General features: G+C 71.9%; 8 protein-coding genes. 4 read left to right on the forward strand and 4 right to left on the reverse strand.

All coding sequences use genetic code 11. The features are described 5' to 3' along the window. Positions 1 to 2: 2 nt before the first annotated feature. The 4 genes from J1M64_RS13125 to J1M64_RS13140 all read left to right on the forward strand — a co-directional run bounded on the left by J1M64_RS13125 (position 3) and on the right by J1M64_RS13140 (position 9,374). The gene (locus J1M64_RS13125) at positions 3 to 1,949 is read left to right on the forward strand and encodes a galactan 5-O-arabinofuranosyltransferase (protein ID WP_206474403.1); all 1,947 of its coding nucleotides are present in this window, start codon (positions 3 to 5) and stop codon (positions 1,947 to 1,949) included. A gap of 13 nt (positions 1,950 to 1,962) precedes the next feature. Next, complete coding sequence (locus J1M64_RS13130; RefSeq protein ID WP_241261540.1) at positions 1,963 to 5,394, forward strand: arabinosyltransferase domain-containing protein; 3,432 nt, start codon at positions 1,963 to 1,965, stop codon at positions 5,392 to 5,394. Positions 5,395 to 5,416: 22 nt separating this feature from the next. Further along, complete coding sequence (locus tag J1M64_RS13135; RefSeq protein ID WP_067714797.1) at positions 5,417 to 8,782, forward strand: arabinosyltransferase domain-containing protein; 3,366 nt, start codon at positions 5,417 to 5,419, stop codon at positions 8,780 to 8,782. A 64-nt stretch (positions 8,783 to 8,846) separates the two neighbouring features. Next, positions 8,847 to 9,374: a copper chaperone PCu(A)C gene (locus J1M64_RS13140; protein WP_206474404.1), complete on the forward strand. Its 528-nt coding sequence runs from the start codon at positions 8,847 to 8,849 to the stop codon at positions 9,372 to 9,374. A gap of 27 nt (positions 9,375 to 9,401) precedes the next feature. On the opposite strand, the gene J1M64_RS13145 is transcribed toward J1M64_RS13140, so the two are convergent. The 4 genes from J1M64_RS13145 to J1M64_RS13160 form a co-directional block, all read right to left on the reverse strand. Continuing rightward, positions 9,402 to 10,955 carry an acyl-CoA carboxylase subunit beta gene (locus J1M64_RS13145; protein WP_154829383.1) on the reverse strand — a complete coding sequence of 518 codons (1,554 nt, stop codon included), beginning with the start codon at positions 10,953 to 10,955 and terminating at the stop codon, positions 9,402 to 9,404. Then, a complete protein-coding gene (gene pks13 / locus J1M64_RS13150; RefSeq protein WP_206474405.1) occupies positions 10,952 to 16,021 on the reverse strand; it encodes a polyketide synthase Pks13 in 5,070 nt (1,689 codons plus the stop codon). Before pks13 ends, J1M64_RS13145 begins: the two co-directional genes overlap by 4 nt. 91 nt (positions 16,022 to 16,112) lie before the next feature. After that, positions 16,113 to 18,059 carry a long-chain-fatty-acid--AMP ligase FadD32 gene (gene fadD32, locus J1M64_RS13155; protein WP_067714808.1) on the reverse strand — a complete coding sequence of 649 codons (1,947 nt, stop codon included), beginning with the start codon at positions 18,057 to 18,059 and terminating at the stop codon, positions 16,113 to 16,115. Between the two features lie 175 nt (positions 18,060 to 18,234). After that, a complete protein-coding gene (locus tag J1M64_RS13160; RefSeq protein WP_082923820.1) occupies positions 18,235 to 19,200 on the reverse strand; it encodes a cutinase family protein in 966 nt (321 codons plus the stop codon). Positions 19,201 to 19,219: the final 19 nt, after the last annotated feature.

Genomic DNA, 19,219 nt, shown 5'->3' on the forward strand with positions numbered 1-19,219 from the left:
GGATGCCGGTGGCGCTCCGGGGGCTCGGCCTGGCCGGCGCGGCGACGCTGCTGGCCGCCGTCGTCACCGCGGTCGTCCTCGTCGGGTTCTCCCTCGTCTCCTTCCCCGCCTACGGCAACTCCAACGTCCTGCGGGCGCTGACGGTCGTCGGTCAGGTCGCTGCCCTCGCGCTGGTGGTGCTGGGGATCCTGTCCGCACGCGCAGGCGAGCGGCCGGGGGGTCGGCCCGCGCTGGTCCGTCTGGGCAAGCTCGCGGCCCCCACCGGCTCGGCGTTGCTGGTCGCCGCCACGCTGGGGATCCCGCTCGCCGCATCGCGGTTGTACCTGCACGGCGTGAGCGTGGACCAGGAGTTCCGCACCCAGTTCCTCGGTCGCTCGGCGACCTCGCTCGGCCTGCCCGACATGGCGTACGCCGACCTGCCCTCGTTCTACCCGTCCGGCTGGTTCTGGCTGGGCGGGCGGTTCGCCAACCTCGTCGGCCTCGAGGGCTGGGCGGCGTACAAGCCGTGGTCCATCCTCTCGCTCGCGATCGCCGCGGCGCTGGTCACCGTGCTGTGGACCCGCCTGTTGCGCACCGACCTCGGGGCGGCGGTGGGACTGGCCTCGACCTCGATCATGCTCGCCTACGGCAGCCCCGAGCCCTACGGCGCGATCGTGGCGCTGTTCCTCCCGCCTGTGCTCATCCTCGCGTGGCACGCCGTCAACCCCACGGCGCGGCACGCCGGTCGCGGTGCGGCCGTGGCCACCACCCTGTTCCTGGGCGTCTCGGCCAGCATGTACACGCTCTACACGGGCCTGGCGGCGGGCACCGTCGTGCTCATGGCGCTGGTCGCGACCGTCGGCGCCGCGGTCGCGCATCGCCGTGCCGGCTGCGGGCCCTTCCCGCTCTGGCTGCCCGCGGCCCGGCTCGCGGCGATCGGGTTCGGCTCCATCGCGATCGCGCTCATCGTGTGGGCGCCCTATCTGCTCGCCGCCCTCCGCGGAACCCCGGCCGACTCCGGGACGGCGATGCACTACCTACCCGACGCCGGCGCCCGCCTGCCGCTGCCCATGACCGCCGGCGGCCTCACGGGCTGGGTGTGCCTGGCCGGTCTGGTCTGGATCGTCGCCCGAGCGTGGACCTCGCGCCGCGCTCAGGCGCTGGGCCTGGGCGTGGTGGCCGTCTACCTCTGGTGCCTGGCCTCGATGGCGATCACCGTCCTGGGCACCACCATGCTGGGTTTCCGCCTCGAACCGGTGCTCATCGGACTGCTCGTGGTGGCGGGCGTCTTCGCGATCGCCGATGTCGCCGGCCTCGCCGTGCGCCTCGCCGGGCGCCAGAACGGCACCGACCGGCCCGCTGCGGAGGCGGCCGACCGGCGTCGCCGGGCCACCGCGGTGGTGGGGGTCCTGGCCTCACTGGCCGCACTCGCCCACGCACAGGGCATCCCCGATCACCTGCACGAGGAGATCCGGCTGGCCTACACCGACACCGACGGTCACGGAGAGCGGGCGGACCGCTACCCGCCCGGACCCGAGTCCCACTACGCCGAGGTCGACGAGACCATCCGGGAGGCGTTCCCCGGCCGGAGGCGGACCGACCTCGTCGTCGTCAGCACCGCCGATGCCTTCCTCGCCTACCACCCGTACCTGGCCTACCAGGCCGTCACCTCCCACTACGCCAACCCCCTGGGGCGGTACGCCGACCGCAACGAGGCCATGCTCCGGTGGGAGGACGCCACCAGCGGCGCCGAGCTGCGCGCCATGATGGACCAGACCCCGTGGCGCGGCCCCGACGCGATCGTCGCCCGCCCGTCGGGCGACGGATATGCACTGCGCCTGGCCGAGGACACCTACCCCAACGACCCCAACGTGCGACGGTTCGGCGTCACCATCCCCGCCGAGGCCGTGGAGGGTCCCCACTTCGAGGTCCACGACGTGGGACCGTTCGCCGTGATCGTGGTGCGGTGATCAGGCGGTGACGATGCGGGGAGCGGGTGACGGCCGCGGGTCCGGTGACGGCCCGGGAGCAGGGACCGTGCCGGGGGGCGACGACGACGAGGTGCGCGTCACCGACCGTGAGCGTCCCCTCGGACTGCACCCCTACCCCGGAATGGACCGCCACCGCCGGTGGGCGATCATCACCGGGTTCCTCGGTGCGTTCCTCGCCGTCCTCGCCGGGTTACTGCCGGTCGACCAGGACACCACCCGTGTGCAGTGGACGGCCGGGCCCGACTACGCCCCGGTCACCGCGCCCCTCGTCTCCGGGCGGCCGCTCGACCTGACGATCACCGCCCCCTGCGCGCCGCTGTCACAGGTACCGGAGAACACGATCGTGTTCTCCACCCTCCCGCAGGACGCCCCCGGGCGGATCTCCGACGGGCTGGTCGTCCAACGCGTCCGCGACGCCGCGGGCGATCCCGTCATCGAGGTCGCGGTCCGCAACATCACGCTGCTGTCCGTGCCGTTGTCGACCCTGCGCGACCCCGCGTGCGAGACGCTGCACGTGCGCGCCGAGACCGGGATCCTCACCGCAGAGTTCACCGGCCTCGAACGGGACCCCGACGACGCCGACGACGCCGTGCGCGCCGCCGTGCCCGGAAGCATGCGGCCGCAGGTCACCGGCGTCTTCACCGACCTCACGGCCGCGACCGCACCCGACGGGCTCGGTGAGTCGACGGTGGAGGTGACCGTCGACTCCCGCTACTCGTCCAGCCCCACGCTGCTCAAGCTGGTGCTGATGGTGATCGGCGTCCTGGCCACCCTCGCGTCCGTGGTGTTCCTGCACCGCCTCGACGGCATCGACGGCCGCTCGGGTCGACGGTTCGTGCCCCGGTCCTGGTCGCGACTGTCCGGGGTCGACGGCGTGGTGATCGGCGTCCTGGGTTTCTGGCACCTCGTGGGCGCCAACACCTCCGACGACGGCTACCTGCTGACCATGGCCCGCTCCGCCGGGCCCAGCGGATACATGGCCAACTACTACCGCTGGCTCGGCTCCCCCGAGTCCCCGGTGGGGTGGTACTACGAGATCCTGCGGGTGTTCGCCGAGGTGTCCACGGCCAGTCCCTGGATGCGCCTGCCCACCCTGGTGTGCGGCATCCTCGCGTGGCTCATCATCAGTCGGGAGGTCGTGCCCCGGTTGGGTCGACTCGCGCGCACCTGGCGCGGCCCGCGCTGGACGGGGGCCGCCCTGTTCCTCGCGTTCTGGATGGCGTTCAACAACGGGCTGCGGCCCGAGCCCGTGATCGCGCTGGGCGCCCTGCTCACCTGGTCGCTGGTGGAGCGGTCCATCGCCACCCGCCGCCTCGTGCCGGGCGTCGCGGCGATCGGTGTGGCCGCGTTCTCCCTCGGTGCCGGCCCGACCGGGCTGATGTGCGTGGCGGCGCTGGCCGCCGGCGCACGCGAGTTCGTCCGCATGGTGCGCCGCCGCGCGCAGGTGGTCGGATGGGCGGCGATCCTCGGACCCGTGCTGGCGGTGGGCCTCGCACTGCTCTACACCGTGTTCGCCGACCAGACCCTGGCCGCGGTCCTCGAGGCCACCCGCATCCGCACCGAGCTCGGTCCGAGTCTGCCCTGGTACGGGGAGAAGGAACGCTGGGAGGCACTGTTCGGGGTCTCCGCCGACGGCGGGGTCGCCCGGCGCTTCCCCGTCCTGCTCATGCTCATGTGCCTCGTGCTCGTCTCGGCCGTGATGCTGCGGCGTGGGCGGATCCCCGGCGCCGCCGCGGGGCCGTCCCGCCGGCTGATCGGCGTGATCGCGGGATCGTTGCTGTTCCTGGTGTTCACGCCCACCAAATGGACCCACCACTTCGGGGTGTTCGCCGGACTGGCCGGAGCCTTGGCGGTGCTGGCCGTGATCGCGCTGCGCTCCTCGACGGTGTCGCTGAGCCGGAACCGCTGGCTGGTGTGGGCGGCGCTGTGCCTCGTCGTCGGACTCTCCACCGCCACCGACAACACCTGGTGGTACGTCTCCGACTACGGCATCCCCTTCTCGGACTCCTTCCCCGCCATCGGCGGGGTGCAGATCCAGTACGTCGCGTTCGTCGGCGGATTCGTGTGCCTGCTCATCGCCGGGCTCATCCACTCCGGGATCCTGCCCGACGACCCCGGCGCCGCCCTCCGCGTCCGCATCAGACAGGCGGTGCCCTTCCTGCGCACGCACGCCGACACCCCCGCGTCGCGACGGCGGGACGGCGGCTCCGGGGACACTGCCCGCCCGCGCCGCCACGCCGGGATCGGCGGCGCCCCGCTGACGGTCGTCGCGTTCTCCGTGGTGATCTTCGAACTGTCCTCCGCGATCATCGCCGTGTTCGCCCAGACCCCGGCCTACACGGTCGGGCGCGGCAACATGCGCGCCCTGGCCGGCGAACCCTGCGCGCTGGCCGACTCGGTACTGGTCGAGGAGGACTCCAACGACGGCCTGCTCGGCGCCATCGGGGCCGGGCCGGAGATCTCCCTCGGGGCCGGCGTGGTCAACGGCTTCGCCCCCAACGGCCTGCCGGACTCCATCACCGTCGACAGCACCGAGGCCTCCGGCTCCCTGGCGACGTCCGAGACCGGCGAGCGCGACCCCGGCGACGGCGTGGACGCCGGCACCACCGGTGGCCGCGGCGCCGTGACCGTCAACGGCTCCACCGTGGCCCTGCCCTTCGGCCTCGACCCGGACACCACTCCCGTCCTCGGTTCGTACCGGCGCGGGCCGCAGGTCGCCGCCGAACTCACCAGCGCCTGGTACCAACTGCCCGCCCGCAGCCCCAACCGGCCACTACTCGTCATGGCCGCCGCCGGACGGATCGGGAGCGGCGACCTACGGATCGAGTACGGACGCCCCGGGCGGGTCGGCCCCGCCGGACCCACCGATTTCGAGGTCATGGGGTCCATGTCCCCCATCGACATCGGGCCGGCCCCCGCCTGGCGCAACCTGCGCATCCCGCTCGAGTCGATCCCCGCCGAGGCCGAGGTCGTCCGCGTGGTCGCCGCCGACGGCAACCTCGATCCCGACCAGTGGCTCGCTGTGACCCCACCACGGAACCCGCGCCTGCGCACCCTCGACGAGGTCGTCGGCCACACCGACCCGGTGCTCGTCGACTGGGTGGTGGCACTGGCGTTCCCGTGCCAGCGACCGTTCGCGCACAACGGTGGCGTGGCGGAGATCCCCCGATACCGCATCCTCGCCGACCGGGAATCCTCCTCCGCCGCGAACTGGTGGCAGAGCGCCGGCGGCGGCGGACCCCTGCTGTGGACCACCCAGACGGTCGAGGCGATCACGGTCCCCACCTACCTCGACCACGACTGGTCGAGGGACTGGGGTTCGCTCCAGCGGTTCGAACCTCTGGACCCGCAGGCGAGTCCGGCCGAACTGGTCCGCGGCAGCGAGTTGCGGTGGGGCTGGACCACGCCGGGTCCGATGAAGTGATCGTCGCCTAGAATCGGTCGTCGTGTCAGACTCCTCGCCGGCCCCGTCCCCGGAAACCGCCCCGGCCACCGGCCCGGTGGCCGGCTCGGTCGCCGCCGACTCCCGCGTCAAGCGACTCCGTCTCATCTCGATAGTCAGCGGGCTCCTGGGGACCCTGTGCTTCCTCTCCCTGCCGTTCCTGCCGGTCGAGCAGACGACCTCGACCGTGCAGTGGCCGCAGAACGGGTCCGTCGACTCGGTCACCGCCCCGCTCATGGCGCACTCGCCGCAGCGGTTCACCGCCACCGCACCGTGCACCCTGGTCGCGGATCTCCCGGAGGACGGGGGCATCCTGCTGGCCACCGCACCCGCCGGCGGCGAGGAGGCCGGCGACCGCGCACTGTTCGTGCGCGCCTCCGCCGAGACGGTCGACGTGATCTCGCGCAACCGGGTGATCGTCTCCGCACCGCGAGACCGCGTGGAGGCCGGCGACTGCACCCGGCTCAGCGTGGTCGCGGCCCCCACCTACGTGGAGGCGGCGTTCGAGGGGATGGACGATCCCGCGGCCACCCGCAGGGTGGACGCCGAGGACCTGCGCCCGATGGTGGTGGGCGTCTACACCGACCTGCCCTCGGACACAGCCGTGCCCGACGGTCTCGGCGCCACCGTGGAGGTCGACTCCCGGTTCACCACCGACCCCACCGCCCTCAAGTGGGCCGCCATCGTGATCGGCCTGCTGGCCACCGCGGTCGCCCTGTGGGCCCTGCACGCACTCGACCAGACCGACGGCCGGCGCGCCCGCCGCTTCCTGCCGCGCGGCTGGTTCAAGATCCGGCCGCCCGACGTCGTCGTGATCGGCACACTCGGCATCTGGCACTTCATCGGCGGCAACACCTCCGACGACGGCTACATCCTCACGATGGCCCGCGCCGCCGACCCGGCCGGGTACATGGCCAACTACTACCGCTGGTACGGGGTCCCCGAGTCGCCCTTCGGCTCCCCCTACTACGACCTGCTCACGCTGTTCGCACAGGTCTCCACCGCCAGCCCGTGGATGCGCCTGCCCGCGCTCGTCGCGGCCATCCTCTGCTGGCTGGTCATCAGCCGCGAGGTCCTGCCACGCCTCGGCCGGGCCGCCCGCACCACCCCGGTGGTGCTCTGGAGCGCCGCCGCCGTGTTCCTCGCGTTCTGGATGGCGTTCAACAACGGCCTGCGGCCCGAGCCCGTCATCGCGCTGGGGGCCCTGCTCACCTGGGTCTCCGTCGAACGGGCGATAGCCACGCGCCGGATGCTCCCGTTCGCGATCGCGGTGATCATCGCCTCGTTCTCACTGGCCACCGGCCCCACCGGCCTCATGGCCGTCGCCGCCCTCATCATGGGGCTGCGGGCGGTCGTCCGCACCGTGGTCGTGCGCGGCCGCCGGATCGGCTCGTACCTCGCCCTGATCGCCCCGGTGCTGGCCTCCGGCACCATGGTGCTCATCGTCGTCTTCGGCGTCCAGAACCTCGCCGCCGTCCTCGAGGCCATCCGCGTCCGCGGCGAGATCGGCCCCAACCTCAACTGGTTCGAGGAATTCGTCCGCTACTACTACCTGATGATCCCCACGGTGGACGGGTCCCTCGCCCGCCGCCTGCCGGTCCTGCTCGTGCTGCTGTGCCTGGCGCTGGTGATCGGCACCATGCTGCGCCGCGGCAAGGTGCCCGGCGCAGCCTCGGGACCGGTCTGGCGCCTGGTCGGCGTGGTCGTGGGCACCGCCTTCTTCATGATGTTCTCGCCCACCAAGTGGACCCACCACTTCGGTGTGTACGCCGGCATCGGCGGGGCGATCGCCGCGTTGGGCGCCCTCGCGATCTCCGCGTCCGCCGTCCGGACGGCCCGCAACCGCACGTTGTTCCTGGGCGTCATCCTCGTGGTGGTCGCGCTCGCCTTTGCGGGCCCCAACGGTTGGTGGTACGTCTCCAGTTACGGCATCCCGTGGTGGGACAAGGCACCCAGCGTCCGCGGCATCGACGCCGCCACTGTGCTGCTCGCCCTGGCCGTGCTCACGTTCGCCTTCGCCGGCTGGCAGCACCTCCGTCGTGACTACATCGGTGAGCACGCGCCCCGCACCTCGGCGGGTCGTCGACGGGTGCGGACCTTCGCCGCCGCGCCCATCGCGGTGGTCGCGGGACTGCTGGTGGTCTTCTCGTTCGCCTCGTTCGCCAAGGGGATCCACAAGCAGTACCCGGCCTACACCATCGCCGCCGGGAACGTGTCCGCGCTCGCAGGCAACCCCTGCATGCTCGCCGACCGCGTCCTGGTCGAGCCCGACGCGAACGCCGGCATGCTGGACCCGCTCGACGCCACCCCCCTGCCCGACGGGTCGATCGACCCGCGGGACCGGGCCGCCGCCCTCGAGGCCGGGGAGAACACCGCGTTCACCCCGGACGGTGTCGCCCCGGACCTGTCGGCCGACGCGGTGGTGGCCGACCCCGGCGCCGCCAACACCACCTCCGAGCCCGGCGGCGGCCCGTCGGTCAGCACCGGGGAGAGCGCCGGCACGGCCGGCGGCCGCGGGGCGGAGGGCGTGAACGAGTCCACGGTGGCCCTGCCGTTCGGGCTCGACCCCGCCACGACCCCGGTGCTCGGGTCGTTCTTCGTGGGCCCGCAGCGGGAGGCGAGCCTGGAGACCGGCTGGTACCGCCTGCCCGAGAACCGCGAGTCCCACCCGCTCCTGGTGATCTCGGCGGCCGGCCGGATCGGCCGCTACGACGCCGACGGGCTCTACGAGTACGGCCAGGAGGTCGTGGTCGAGTTCGGCCGGTCCGGCGACGCCGGGGTCGACACGGTGGGCGAGCCGGTGGTGCCGTTCGACATCGGTCCCGCGCCGACGTGGCGCAACCTGCGGGTGGACATGCAGGACGCCCCCGCCGACGCCGATGTCATGCGGGTCCGGGTCGACGACAACGACCTCACCCCCGAACAGTGGACCGCCATCACCCCGCCGCGCGCACCCGAGCTCGTGACGGTCCAGGAGATGGTCGGGTCGGAGTCGCCCGTCCTGCTCGACTGGGCGGTGAGCCTGCAGTTCCCGTGCCAGCGGCCGTTCGAGCACTACGCGGGTGTGGCGGAGTTGCCGGAGTTCCGGATCCTGCCCGACCGTCCGCTCGCCGTGAGCGCCACCAGTACGTGGATGTCCTACGAGGCCGGTGGGCCGCTCGGGTGGATCGAGACCGCCCAGCGTGCCCGGACGATCCCGTCGTACCTGCGCCACGACTGGAACCGTGACTGGGGTTCGATCGAGGCGTACACGCCGCTGGGCACCTATCAGGAGGACCCGCCGGCGCCCGCGGAGGTGACCACCGGGACCGAGACCCGTTGGGGCTGGTGGCAGCCCGAGGGGCCGATCCTGGTGACCGACCCGGAGTAGGCCGCACCGCGGTACCGGGGGAATGTGGTGTGCCGACACGCCCACCGTGGGTACCGTGTCGGCTATGAGCATCGCAATGACCCGGTACGCCGCTTCGGCCGCGATGGCCCTCGCCCTCGGGGTGTCGACCGCATGCTCGTCCGACGACCCGGAACCGGATTCGACCAACCGCGGTGGAGGAGAGACGGACGGTCAGACCTCGGTCGAGAACGTCTTCATCGCACCCGCCTACGCGATCGACTGTTCGCTGCAGGTGGACGCACCCGCTCAGCTGAGCTTCACCGCGGTCAACGACAGCTCCACCGAGGCGGAGACTCTCTCGGGGATCACCAGCCCCGCCGCGGAGCGGGTCGAGATCGACGCCCCCGCGGGTGCCCTCGAAATCGCCCCCGAGTCGTCGATCGCCGCCGGTCAACCGGTGGAGAACGTCGAGGACGCCGACGCACCCGACCGGCCGTTCAGGTCCTTCATGTTCGGTCTCGACGACAGCGCCGAGCCGGGGAAGTCGATCCCTGTCACCTTCACCTTCGAGCGGGCGGGGGACATCACCCTCCAGGTGGCCGTCGACGCCTGTCCGAACCAGTCCGAGTAGCCGCCCAGTCGACCCCGCCCGCGGCGGTCACATGGGCGCGATGGGGTGCTTACGCGGCGGCTCGTTGCTGATCTTGTCCCGCAGCTGGTTCAGCGCACCGCGCAGCACCAGGCGGGTCTGCGACGGCTCGATCACGGCGTCGATGTACCCGCGCTCGGCGGCGGTGTACGGGGTCGCGATGAACTCGTTGTACATGTCGATGAGCTGCTTGCGGAGCTTGGGACCCTCCTCGGGGCCCGCCTCCTCGATCTGCCGACGCTGCAGCAGGTCGACCGCGCCCTCGGCACCCATCACCGCGATGCGCGCGGTGGGCCAGGCGAAGTTGAGGTCGCCACCCAGGTTCTTGGACCCCATCACGGCGTACGCGCCGCCGTAGGCCTTGCGCACCACGAAGGTCACCTTGGGCACCGAGGTCGCGGCCACGGCGTATCCCATCTTGGCGCCGCGGTGGATGATGCCGAGTTTCTCCTGCTGGACGCCCGGGAGATAGCCGGGGGTGTCCACCACGTAGACCAGCGGGATCGAGTAGGCGTCACACAGCATCATGTGCCGCGTCGCCTTCTCCGAGGCGTCGATGTCCAGCGAACCGGACAGGTGAAGCGGCTGGTTGGCGATGACGCCGACGGACTCACCGTCGACACGGGCGAATCCCGTGATGATGTTGGACGCGAACTGGCCGGAGGTCTCCACGAACTCGCCGTCGTCGAACATCCGCAGCAGCACATCGTGCATGTCGTACGCGGCGTTGTCCGAGTCCGGGATGATCGTGTCGAGGTGCAGATCCGACTCGGTGCGCACCGGCTCGAGCCCCGGGTTGATCCGGGGGGCCTTCTCCGCCGCCGAGGACGGCAGAAAACTCAGCAGGTTGCGCACGTACATGAACGCGTCGTTCTCGCTCACGGCCACGTGGTTGACGTTGCCGTTCTTGGCCTGCTGCAGGGCCGAACCGAGATCCTCCATGGAGATCTCCTCGCCCGTGACCTGCTTGATGACGTCCGGGCCGGTGACGAACATGTACGCCTGGTCCTGGACAGCCACGACGAAGTCGGTGGTGACGGGAGCGTAGACGGCGCCGCCGGCGCACTTGCCCAGCATGATCGAGATCTGGGGGACGTAGCCCGACGCCGGGTACTGGCGCTTGGAGATCTCGGAGTAGTAGGCCAGCGAGGTCACGGCGTCCTGGACACGGGCACCACCGGAGTCGTTGATGCCGATGATGGGGCACCCGATCTTGATCGCGAAGTCCATGATCGCGCAGACCTTCTTGCCGAAGCCCTCCCCTACCGACCCGCCGAACACCGTGTTGTCGTGCGCGTACACGGCCACCGGGCGACCGTCGATGGTGCCGCGGCCGGTGACCACGCCGTCACCGAACGGGTTGTCCGGGCTACCGGGAGCCTTGGCCAGCTGGCCCATCTCCACGAAACTGCCCGCGTCGAGCAGTAGTGCGATCCGCTCCCGCGGCGGGGTGTGCCCCGCGGCGTCGCGGCGGGCCTTCGCCCGCTCGCTGCCCGGGTCCTTGGCCTGCTCGGTCTTGACCCGGAGTTCCGCGAGCTTCTCCGCGGTGGTCTTCGCCGTCACGCGTCTGTCCCCTTCCGTACACCCGCGTCGAGCTCGGTGAGCCGACGCGCCAGATGCTTACCGACGGTACCGACCACCGGTTCGTCGACCATCGCGAGGTGGTCCCCGTCGAGCTGGACGACCTCCAGGTCGCCGACGATGCGGGCCCAGCCGCCGTCCGGGTCGATGTGTGCGTAGCGGGGCTCGAGCTCGATCGCCCCGTCGTGCATCCGCTCCGCGCGGTACAGCACGAACGGCACCTCGGCGCCGACACCGGCCCAGGTGGACAGGTCCGCGCTCTGCAGGATCCGGTTGTCGACGAAGCTGGCCCGCTGGTGTTCGATGACACCGCCGCCCATGGCGTTGGCCTCGGCACCCAGCGCCCCGAGCAGCATATCCAACACGCCGTCCTCACCGTGCTCGGCCAGGAAGTCCCGCGGGACCTCCACGTCCAACCCGTAGGTGCGCTTGGCGAACTCCGAGTACCGACGCCACCGGGCCTCGGCCTCGTCGAGGGTGTCGGGGATCGGCTCCGACGGCTGCACGGTGTCCAGCAGGACCACCAGCGCGACCTCGTCGCCAGCGGCCCGCAGTTGCCGGGCCACCTCCACGGCCAGCGCGCCGCCGAAGGACCAGCCCCCCACGGCGAGCGGACGGCCGGCCGCGATCTCGCGGATGCGGTCCAGGTAGCTCGCGGCCCGCTCCTCCAGCGGCCCCTCGACGCGCTCGACGCCGTACACCGGGGTGTCCGCGCCGAGTCGGTCGACCAGCGGCTCGTACACGAACGACGACCCGCCGGCGGCGTGGAACAGGAACAGCGGGGTGCCCTCGGCCGACCCCTCGGCCAGCACGCGGATGTTGCCCTCCACCGCGACCTCGGTGAACGGACGGAGCAGATCCGCGACTTCGGCGATCGTCGTGGCACCGGCGACCTGTGCGGCGGTGATGTCGCCACCCGAGCGGGCGGAGAGCCGCTCGGCGAGAGCGACCCGGGTCGGCTCGTCGACCGGGGGCAGCGGCCCCGTCACGCCGGGTGCCGCGGCGCCGGTGACCACGGCCCAGGCGCCGAACGCCATGCGCTCGGTGTCGTCGCGGGGCGCGATGGCGACCGCGGCGTCATCGCCGACGGAGCCCTCCTCGGACGCCGGCGCGTCGCCGCGCAGTGCGGCCACGTCGACGGCGCCCTCACCGCGGGCCTGCTGGGCCGCCAGGTCGCCGACCTGATCCGGGTTCTCGACGGCGAACCGCACCATGTCCGCGACATCGTCGAGCGACGCGTCGCGCATCGCCTGCAACTCGAGCGGCGGGATGGCGAACTCGTGCTCGACACGGTTCTTGATCCGCACCGCCATGAGCGAATCCAGGCCGAGATCGAGCAGCGGGAGCTCCCTCGGCAGGTCGTCGGGGCTGTATCCCATCGAGGAGCCGATGATCCGGGCCAGGCGGTCACCGATCGCTTCGCCGGAGTCGGGGTTCCAGCGGGTGTCGACCTCGTCGTCGTCGTCCTCGTCGTCGACCACCGGCGCGTCGGACTCACTCGACACGTAGTGCTGCTCGGGCGCGGAGTCCGGGGCGATGGGGGCGCCGCCGGTCACGGCGCACTCGGCGACCAACACGAACGCCGCGGTGGCGTCGCCGGCGCGGGCGTGGACCTGCACCGACGCGCCACCCGGGTGCGGGGTCATGGTGGTGGTCACGGAACCGGCGGCCGGCAGCACGCCGGGCCGGTTCACGGCGGTGAGGGTCGCACCCTCGAGCACCGACGCCGCGGCGGCGGTCATCAGCGCGTCGACGCTGGGCACCACCTCGGCACGGACCTGCCACGCGTGTCGACCGTCGGGCAGCGCGACGTGCGAGCCCGGCATCCGGCCCTCGCCCGACCCGCCCCCGGCGGTGACCTTGGGCCACAGGGTGCGGCGCTTCCACGCAGTCCCCGGCACCGGCGCGTACCGGCCGGGGCCCGTGACGTAGCCGTGGATCATCTCCACGACGCTGGGCACGTCGATGGTGTGACCGTGCACGTACAGCTGCGCGACGGCGTGCAGGAGCGTGTCGGCCTCGGACTCCTTGCGCTTGAGCGTGTGGAGGAGGTTCGGCTCCATGAGCCCCGCGTCGAAGCAGGTCGCGGCCACCGACATCGCCGCCACCGGGTTGGGCGCGAGCTCGAGGAACGTGACGTACCCGGCCTCGACGGCCTTGCGCACGGCGTGGGTGAACCACACGGAGTGCCGCATGCCCTTGACCCAGTACTCCTCCGCGTGGACCGGCTCGTGACCGGCGCGGTAGAAGGTCTCGCGATCGACCGAGGAGAACAGGCCGGAGGTGAGCTCGCGCGGCTCGAGACCCGCGATCTCCGCGGCCAGCTCGCCCAGGAGCATGTCGACGTCCGAGGTGTGCCCGGCGCCGCGGACCTGCAGCTGACGGGCGAACTTGCCCTGCTCCTCGACCCACGCGACGAAGTCGGCGACGGGCTTGGCACGGCCGCCGACCGTGGTGTGGGTGGGCGCGGCGTAGACGGCGGGCTCGATGGAGGCGAACTGCGGGTTGTCGGCGATGATCTGCGCGATCTCCTCGGCCGAGTACTCGACCAGCGCCATCGCGCCGGCCTCCTCCTCCGAGACCTGCCCCTCGGCGTCGCCCATGAGACGCGAGCGCACGCAGATCACGCGGACGGCGTCCTCGAGGCCGAGGCCTCCGGTCGCGTACGCGGCGGCCACCTCGCCCATCGAATGCCCGATCACGGCCTCGGGCTTGGCCCCGAGCGCGCGCAGGGTGTCGACCAGCGCCACCTGGATGGCGAAGATCCCGACCTGGGAGTTCTCCAGCTCGTACGTCTGTGAGTCATCGAGGATCAACTCCGCGATCCGGTAGCCGGCCTCGAAGTCGATGAGCTCGTCCACCGCGTCCAGGCACGAGGCGAACAGCGGGTTGGACAGGTACAGCTCCTTGGCCATCTTGCGGTGCTGGGACCCGAAGCCGGAGAACACCCACACGTCACCGGTGCCGGCGGGGGCGTCGGCGCTGAACACGCCGGGACCGGGGTCGCCGGCCGCCAGGGCGCGCAGGCCCGCCACGAGCTCGTCGCGGGTGTGGCCCACGACGGCGCCGCGGGAGCGACCGTGGTTGCGGGTGGCGAGGGTGCGGGCGACGGCGCCCAGGTCGACCGAGTCGTCCTGCGCCTCCAGCCAGTCCGCGATCTGACCGGCCGTGGACTTGCGGCGCGACGGCAGGGAACCCGAGACGACGAGCACGGTCGCGGGGGCGCCGGGCGCGGAGGTACCGGTGGTGGCCAGCTCGTCGGCGTTGCGGTCCACGGCCTCGGCCACGCAGCGTGCGATGTCGTCCGCGGCGGCCGGGGTCGCGGCGGCCGGGGCCTCGGGGGCCGGGGCTTCGGCGGCAGGGGCGTCAGGGGTGGCGACCTCGCCGGCCCGGACGTCGGAGACGGAGTCCTCGTCGACCGTGGTCTCCTCCGACGCGCGCACCGGCGCCGGCTGGTACTCGGCCACCACGACGTGCGCGTTGGTGCCACCGAACCCGAACCCGGAGATGCCGGCCAGGGCGCGCCCGCTGTAGCGCGGCCACCCGGTGGTCTCCGTGACCACGCTCAGTCGCGCGGCGTCGAAGTCGATGTACGGGTTGGGGCCCGCGAAGTTGATCGTCGGCGGCAGGGCGTCGTTGGTCATCCCGAGGATGATCTTGGCGAGGCCGGCGGCCCCGGCGGCGGACTCCATGTGGCCGAAGTTGGTCTTGGCCGAGCCGAGCAGCGTGGGGCGGTCGGCCTCGCGGCCGCGGCCGAGCACCTGGCCCAGTGCGGTGGCCTCGATGGGGTCCCCGAGGATGGTGCCGGTGCCGTGCGCCTCGATGTAGTCGACCTCGCGCGGGTCGACGCCGGCGTCGGCGTAGGCCTGGCGCAGGACGGCGACCTGGGCGTCGGGGTTGGGTGCGGTCATACCGTTGGAGCGACCGTCCGAGTTCACGGCGGACCCCTTGATGACGGCGAGGATGTCGTTGCCGTCCCGTTCGGCCTCCGACAGGCGCTTCAGGATGAACACTCCCCCGCCCTCCGACCGGCAGATGCCGTTGGCATCGGACGAGAACGCCTTGATCCGCCCGTCGGGGCTGAGCGCGGCACCGGTCTTGGCGAAGCCCATGGTCGCGGCGGGCGCGAGCATCATGTTGACACCGCCGGCGACGACCAGGTCCGATTCGTGCAGTCGCAGCGAGTTGACGGCCTCGTGGATCGCCACCAGGGACGTCGAGCAGGCGGTGTCCAGCGTCATGGACGGGCCGCGGAAGTCGAACGTGTACGAGACCCGGTTCGAGATGATCGAGTTGGAGGCGCCGGTGACCGCGTACGGGGAGGCCGCAGCGGAGTCCGAGGTGAGGAACACCTGGTAGTCGCTGGAGGACGATCCCATGAAGACGCCGACCTCGTGGCCCTTGAGGTCACTGGCCGGCAGGTGGGCGTTCTCCAGGGCCTCCCAGGTGAGCTCGAGTGCGAGCCGCTGCTGCGGGTCGACCATCTCGGCCTCGCGGGGGCTCATGCCGAAGAACTCGGCGTCGAAGTCGCGGACCTCGGCGTCGTCGAGCCAGCCGCCACGATCGGGCGCCTCGGACAGCACCTGCTGGACGTAGGCGTCGCCGGACCACTCGGACCAGCGGGTCGCCGGGCGGGGGGTGGTGGCGTCCCGACCGGAGGCGAGTAGCTCCCAGGTCGCCTCCGGGGTGTCGGCGCCGCCGGGGAAGCGGGTGGCGAACCCGATCACGGCCACGTCGAACTCCATGCCCGCGCCGCGGTCACGGAACGTGTGGAAATCGGTGGGCGCCTCGGATTCGACCGGTCCGTTGACGACGTACTCGGCCAGCGAGGCGATGGTGGGGTGCTGGTAGGCGACGGTCGCGTCGAGTGGTCGACCGATGAGGTCCTCGAGATCGGCGGACAGGGACACCGCGTCGCGGGACGACAGGCCGTATTCCTCCAGCGAGCGGTCGTCGGTGACCTTGGAGATGTCGAGCCCGGTGGCCCGGCAGACCCAGCCCCGCATCCATTCGCGGAGCTCTACTACCGTCATCTCGCTCTGTGCCATCGTCCTGGCTCGCCTTTCCTCGGGTGTCGTCCGGTGTGTCCCGTCGCGGCGGGGCACCCGTGGTGCTTGAACCGGCCCGGCCGGGCGGACGCTACTGCGCCGGCAGGTCCGGGAAGGCGGTCTGCTGGTGACCCCCGCGCAGGGTGCCGTCCACGTAGGCCGCCTTGCACGCGCGCCGCGCGATCTTGCCGCTGGACGTGCGGGGGATGGATCCGGCGGGGACCAGCAGCACGTCCTGGGCGGTGACGCCGTGACGTGCCGAGATCGCCGTGCGGACCGCGTCCGCGATGGGGCCCGGGTCGGCCTTGCCGGCGCCGGGTGCGCGCTCGCCGACCACGACGAGCGTCTCCGAGGAGTCATCGGCGGCGATCTCCGCGCCGTTACGCGCCTCCATCGGCAGCTGGTTGGCCGGCACCGAGAACGCGGCGACGAATCCGGGGCGCAGCGCATCGGAGGCGCCCTGCGCCGTGTTCTCGAGATCCTGCGGGTAGTGGTTGCGGCCGGCGACGATCACCAGGTCCTTGACGCGGCCGGTGATGTACAGCTGACCGTCCACGTAGGCGCCGTAGTCACCGGTGCGCAGCCATCGCGCGTCGGAGGGCACGGTCCCGAACTCCCGGACCGTGCGGGACCCCTCCTCGAGGCACTCGACGAGCCGGTTGCCGAAGGTGGCGTCCGACTCCTCGGGGCGCCCCCAGTAGGCGCGACCGACGTTGGTGCCGTACAGCCAGATCTCGCCGACGCGCCCCTCGGGCAGCTCCCGCCCGGTGCCGTCGTGCTCACCCGTGGCCTCGTCGATGTTCGCCTCGACGATGGTGGCCCACTGGCTCGGTGCGACGTACCCACAGGCGACCTGCGGGATCGCGTCCTCGTTGCCCTCCACCTGCGCCGGGTCGAGGACGGTCATGACGCCCTTGTTGAGGTCCGACCGGTCCACGTGGATGACGATCGCCTCGTCGTCGCGGCGCGGCGAGGAGACGAACAGGGTCGCCTCGGCCATCCCGTAGGATGGCTTGATGACGGTCGGTGCGAGCCCGTAGGGCGCGAAGGCCTCGTTGAAGGCACGCATGGAGGCCGGGGTGACCGGCTCGGAGCCGTTGATGATGCTGGTCACGCCGGACAGGTCGAGGGTCTCGCCGTCCCTCGGCAGCCCCCGGCGGGCGGCGTGCTCGAACGCGAAGTTGGGGGCGGCGGCGAACACCCCGTCGCCGTCCGACATCGCGCCCAGCTGCGAGACCCAGCGACCCGGGCGCTGCACGAACGCGCGGGGGCTCATCACCGTGATGGTGGCCCCGCCCATCGCGGGCAGGATCACCGTCAGCAGGCCCATGTCGTGGAACAGCGGCAGCCAGGTGACCCCGCGGGACGCGCGGGTCAGCCCGAGCCCGTCGAACAGCTGCATGACGTTGGTGACCACGTTGCGGTGGGTGATCTCCACACCGGCCGGCACGCGGGTCGAGCCGGAGGTGTACTGCAGGTAGGCGATGTCGTCGGCGCCGAGATCCGGTCTGGTCCACCCCGAGCCGAGCTCCGCGGGGATGGCGTCGACGGCGACGGTGCGCGGACGCTCGCGCGCCGGCAGGGAGCGGAACAACGTCCGGACCCCGGCCGCGGATTCGGTGGAGGTGAGGATGACCGCGGGCGCGCAGTCCGCCAGGACCGCGTGGAGGCGGTCGTGGTGACCGGGCTCGTCCGGGTCGAACAGGGGCACCGCGATGAGCCCGGCGTGGATGGCCGCGAAGAACGACACGATGTAGTCGAGTCCCTGCGGCGCGAGGATCGCGACCCGGTCCCCCGGCTTCGCGACCTGCTGGAGGCGGGCGGCGATGGCGTAGAGCCGATCACCGAACTGCGACCACGAGAGCTCGTGCACCTCGCCGTCGCGGGAGGACGAGTAGTCGATGTAGCGGTAGATCAGCCCGTCCTCGGCAGGATCCTCGCGGGCGGCGGAGACATTGGCTTCGACGAAGTCGACAAGGGTCGTGCGATCAGGGATGACGATCGCCCCACCGGCGTCGTGGTACTGCTCGAACTCCACGTTGCTCCGTTCCGATCCGTCTTACGTTGGTCGACGTCGTCGACCACGGAAATGCCGGGTGCACTGACGACAAGCTTGGTCGATCCTACAGCGTGCCCCAGGGCGCATCCGAACTCCGAATCATCCGGCTCGTCAGGCGTGTCGCAGGCCGAGCCCCTCAGAGGACGTGGACGGGTCAGCCGTGGGCGATCTCCGGGGCGGCGTCGACGAGCTCGCGCACGTGCCCGATCGTCCACTCCGGGACCGTCGTCCCCTCGATCACGTCCGGATTGGTCGCGTACATGGCGTGGATCGCGTTGTTGGCGACGAACTCCTGGAACCGGGCGGCGCCGTCCACCACGTTGAGCGGGGCATTGCAGATCAGGTCTCGGGAGTCGCAGATCTGGGCGGTCCTGTCGCCGAGTTCGCCGAAGCCACCCGGGCGGGGCCCGGTCATGGTGGCGCCGGCGATGAGCTGGGTGAGCCCGGTGGCCGGCTGTAGGGAGATCTCCATCCCCTGCCCGTTTCCGGGCGACAACCCCGGCGACTGACCCTGGCCCGGCACGCGGCGGCCGTCGGCGATGAGGACCGATCCCCGGACCAGGTCGGCGGGCACCGGCCCGTTGCCGGTACCGATCTCGCTGGTGAGGTCACCGGCGATCACCGCACCCTGGGAGAAGCCCAGGAGCACGAACGACGTGTACGGGCACCGCTCGTGCGTGGCGGCGAGCTCGGCGCGGGCCCTCTCGGTGCCCTCCGCCCGGCTCTGGTCGTAGGGGATCTCGTTGGGCGCCTGCGGGTTCCTGAACTGGGCCACGTAGGGGACGGTGAACACCTCGAGCCGGTCGTCCGGGTACTGCTCGCTCAGCGGGTCGGTGATCGTCCTCAGCAGGGCGTTGGGCAGGAAACCCGGGTTGTACGGGTCGTCGGTGGGGCTGCTCTCCCAGGTCCCCGGCACGGCGACCATCTCCACGTCCGGACAGTCCGCGGGCTGGGTCAGCTCCGGCTCTCCCGGGCCGGGCAGGGGCCCGTCGGGACCCGTGGGCAGCCCACGATTCCCGATCCACCATCCGATGCCCAGCACCAGCAGGACCACCAGCACGAGTGCCCCCAACGAGCACCCGAGACGACGGCCTCTCCCACGACGCATTCCGCGAGCCACGATTCGAACTCCTTCCCGG

The organism is Dietzia sp. KRD202 (assembly GCF_017168155.1).
Taxonomy (GTDB): Bacteria; Actinomycetota; Actinomycetes; order Mycobacteriales; family Mycobacteriaceae; genus Dietzia; species Dietzia kunjamensis.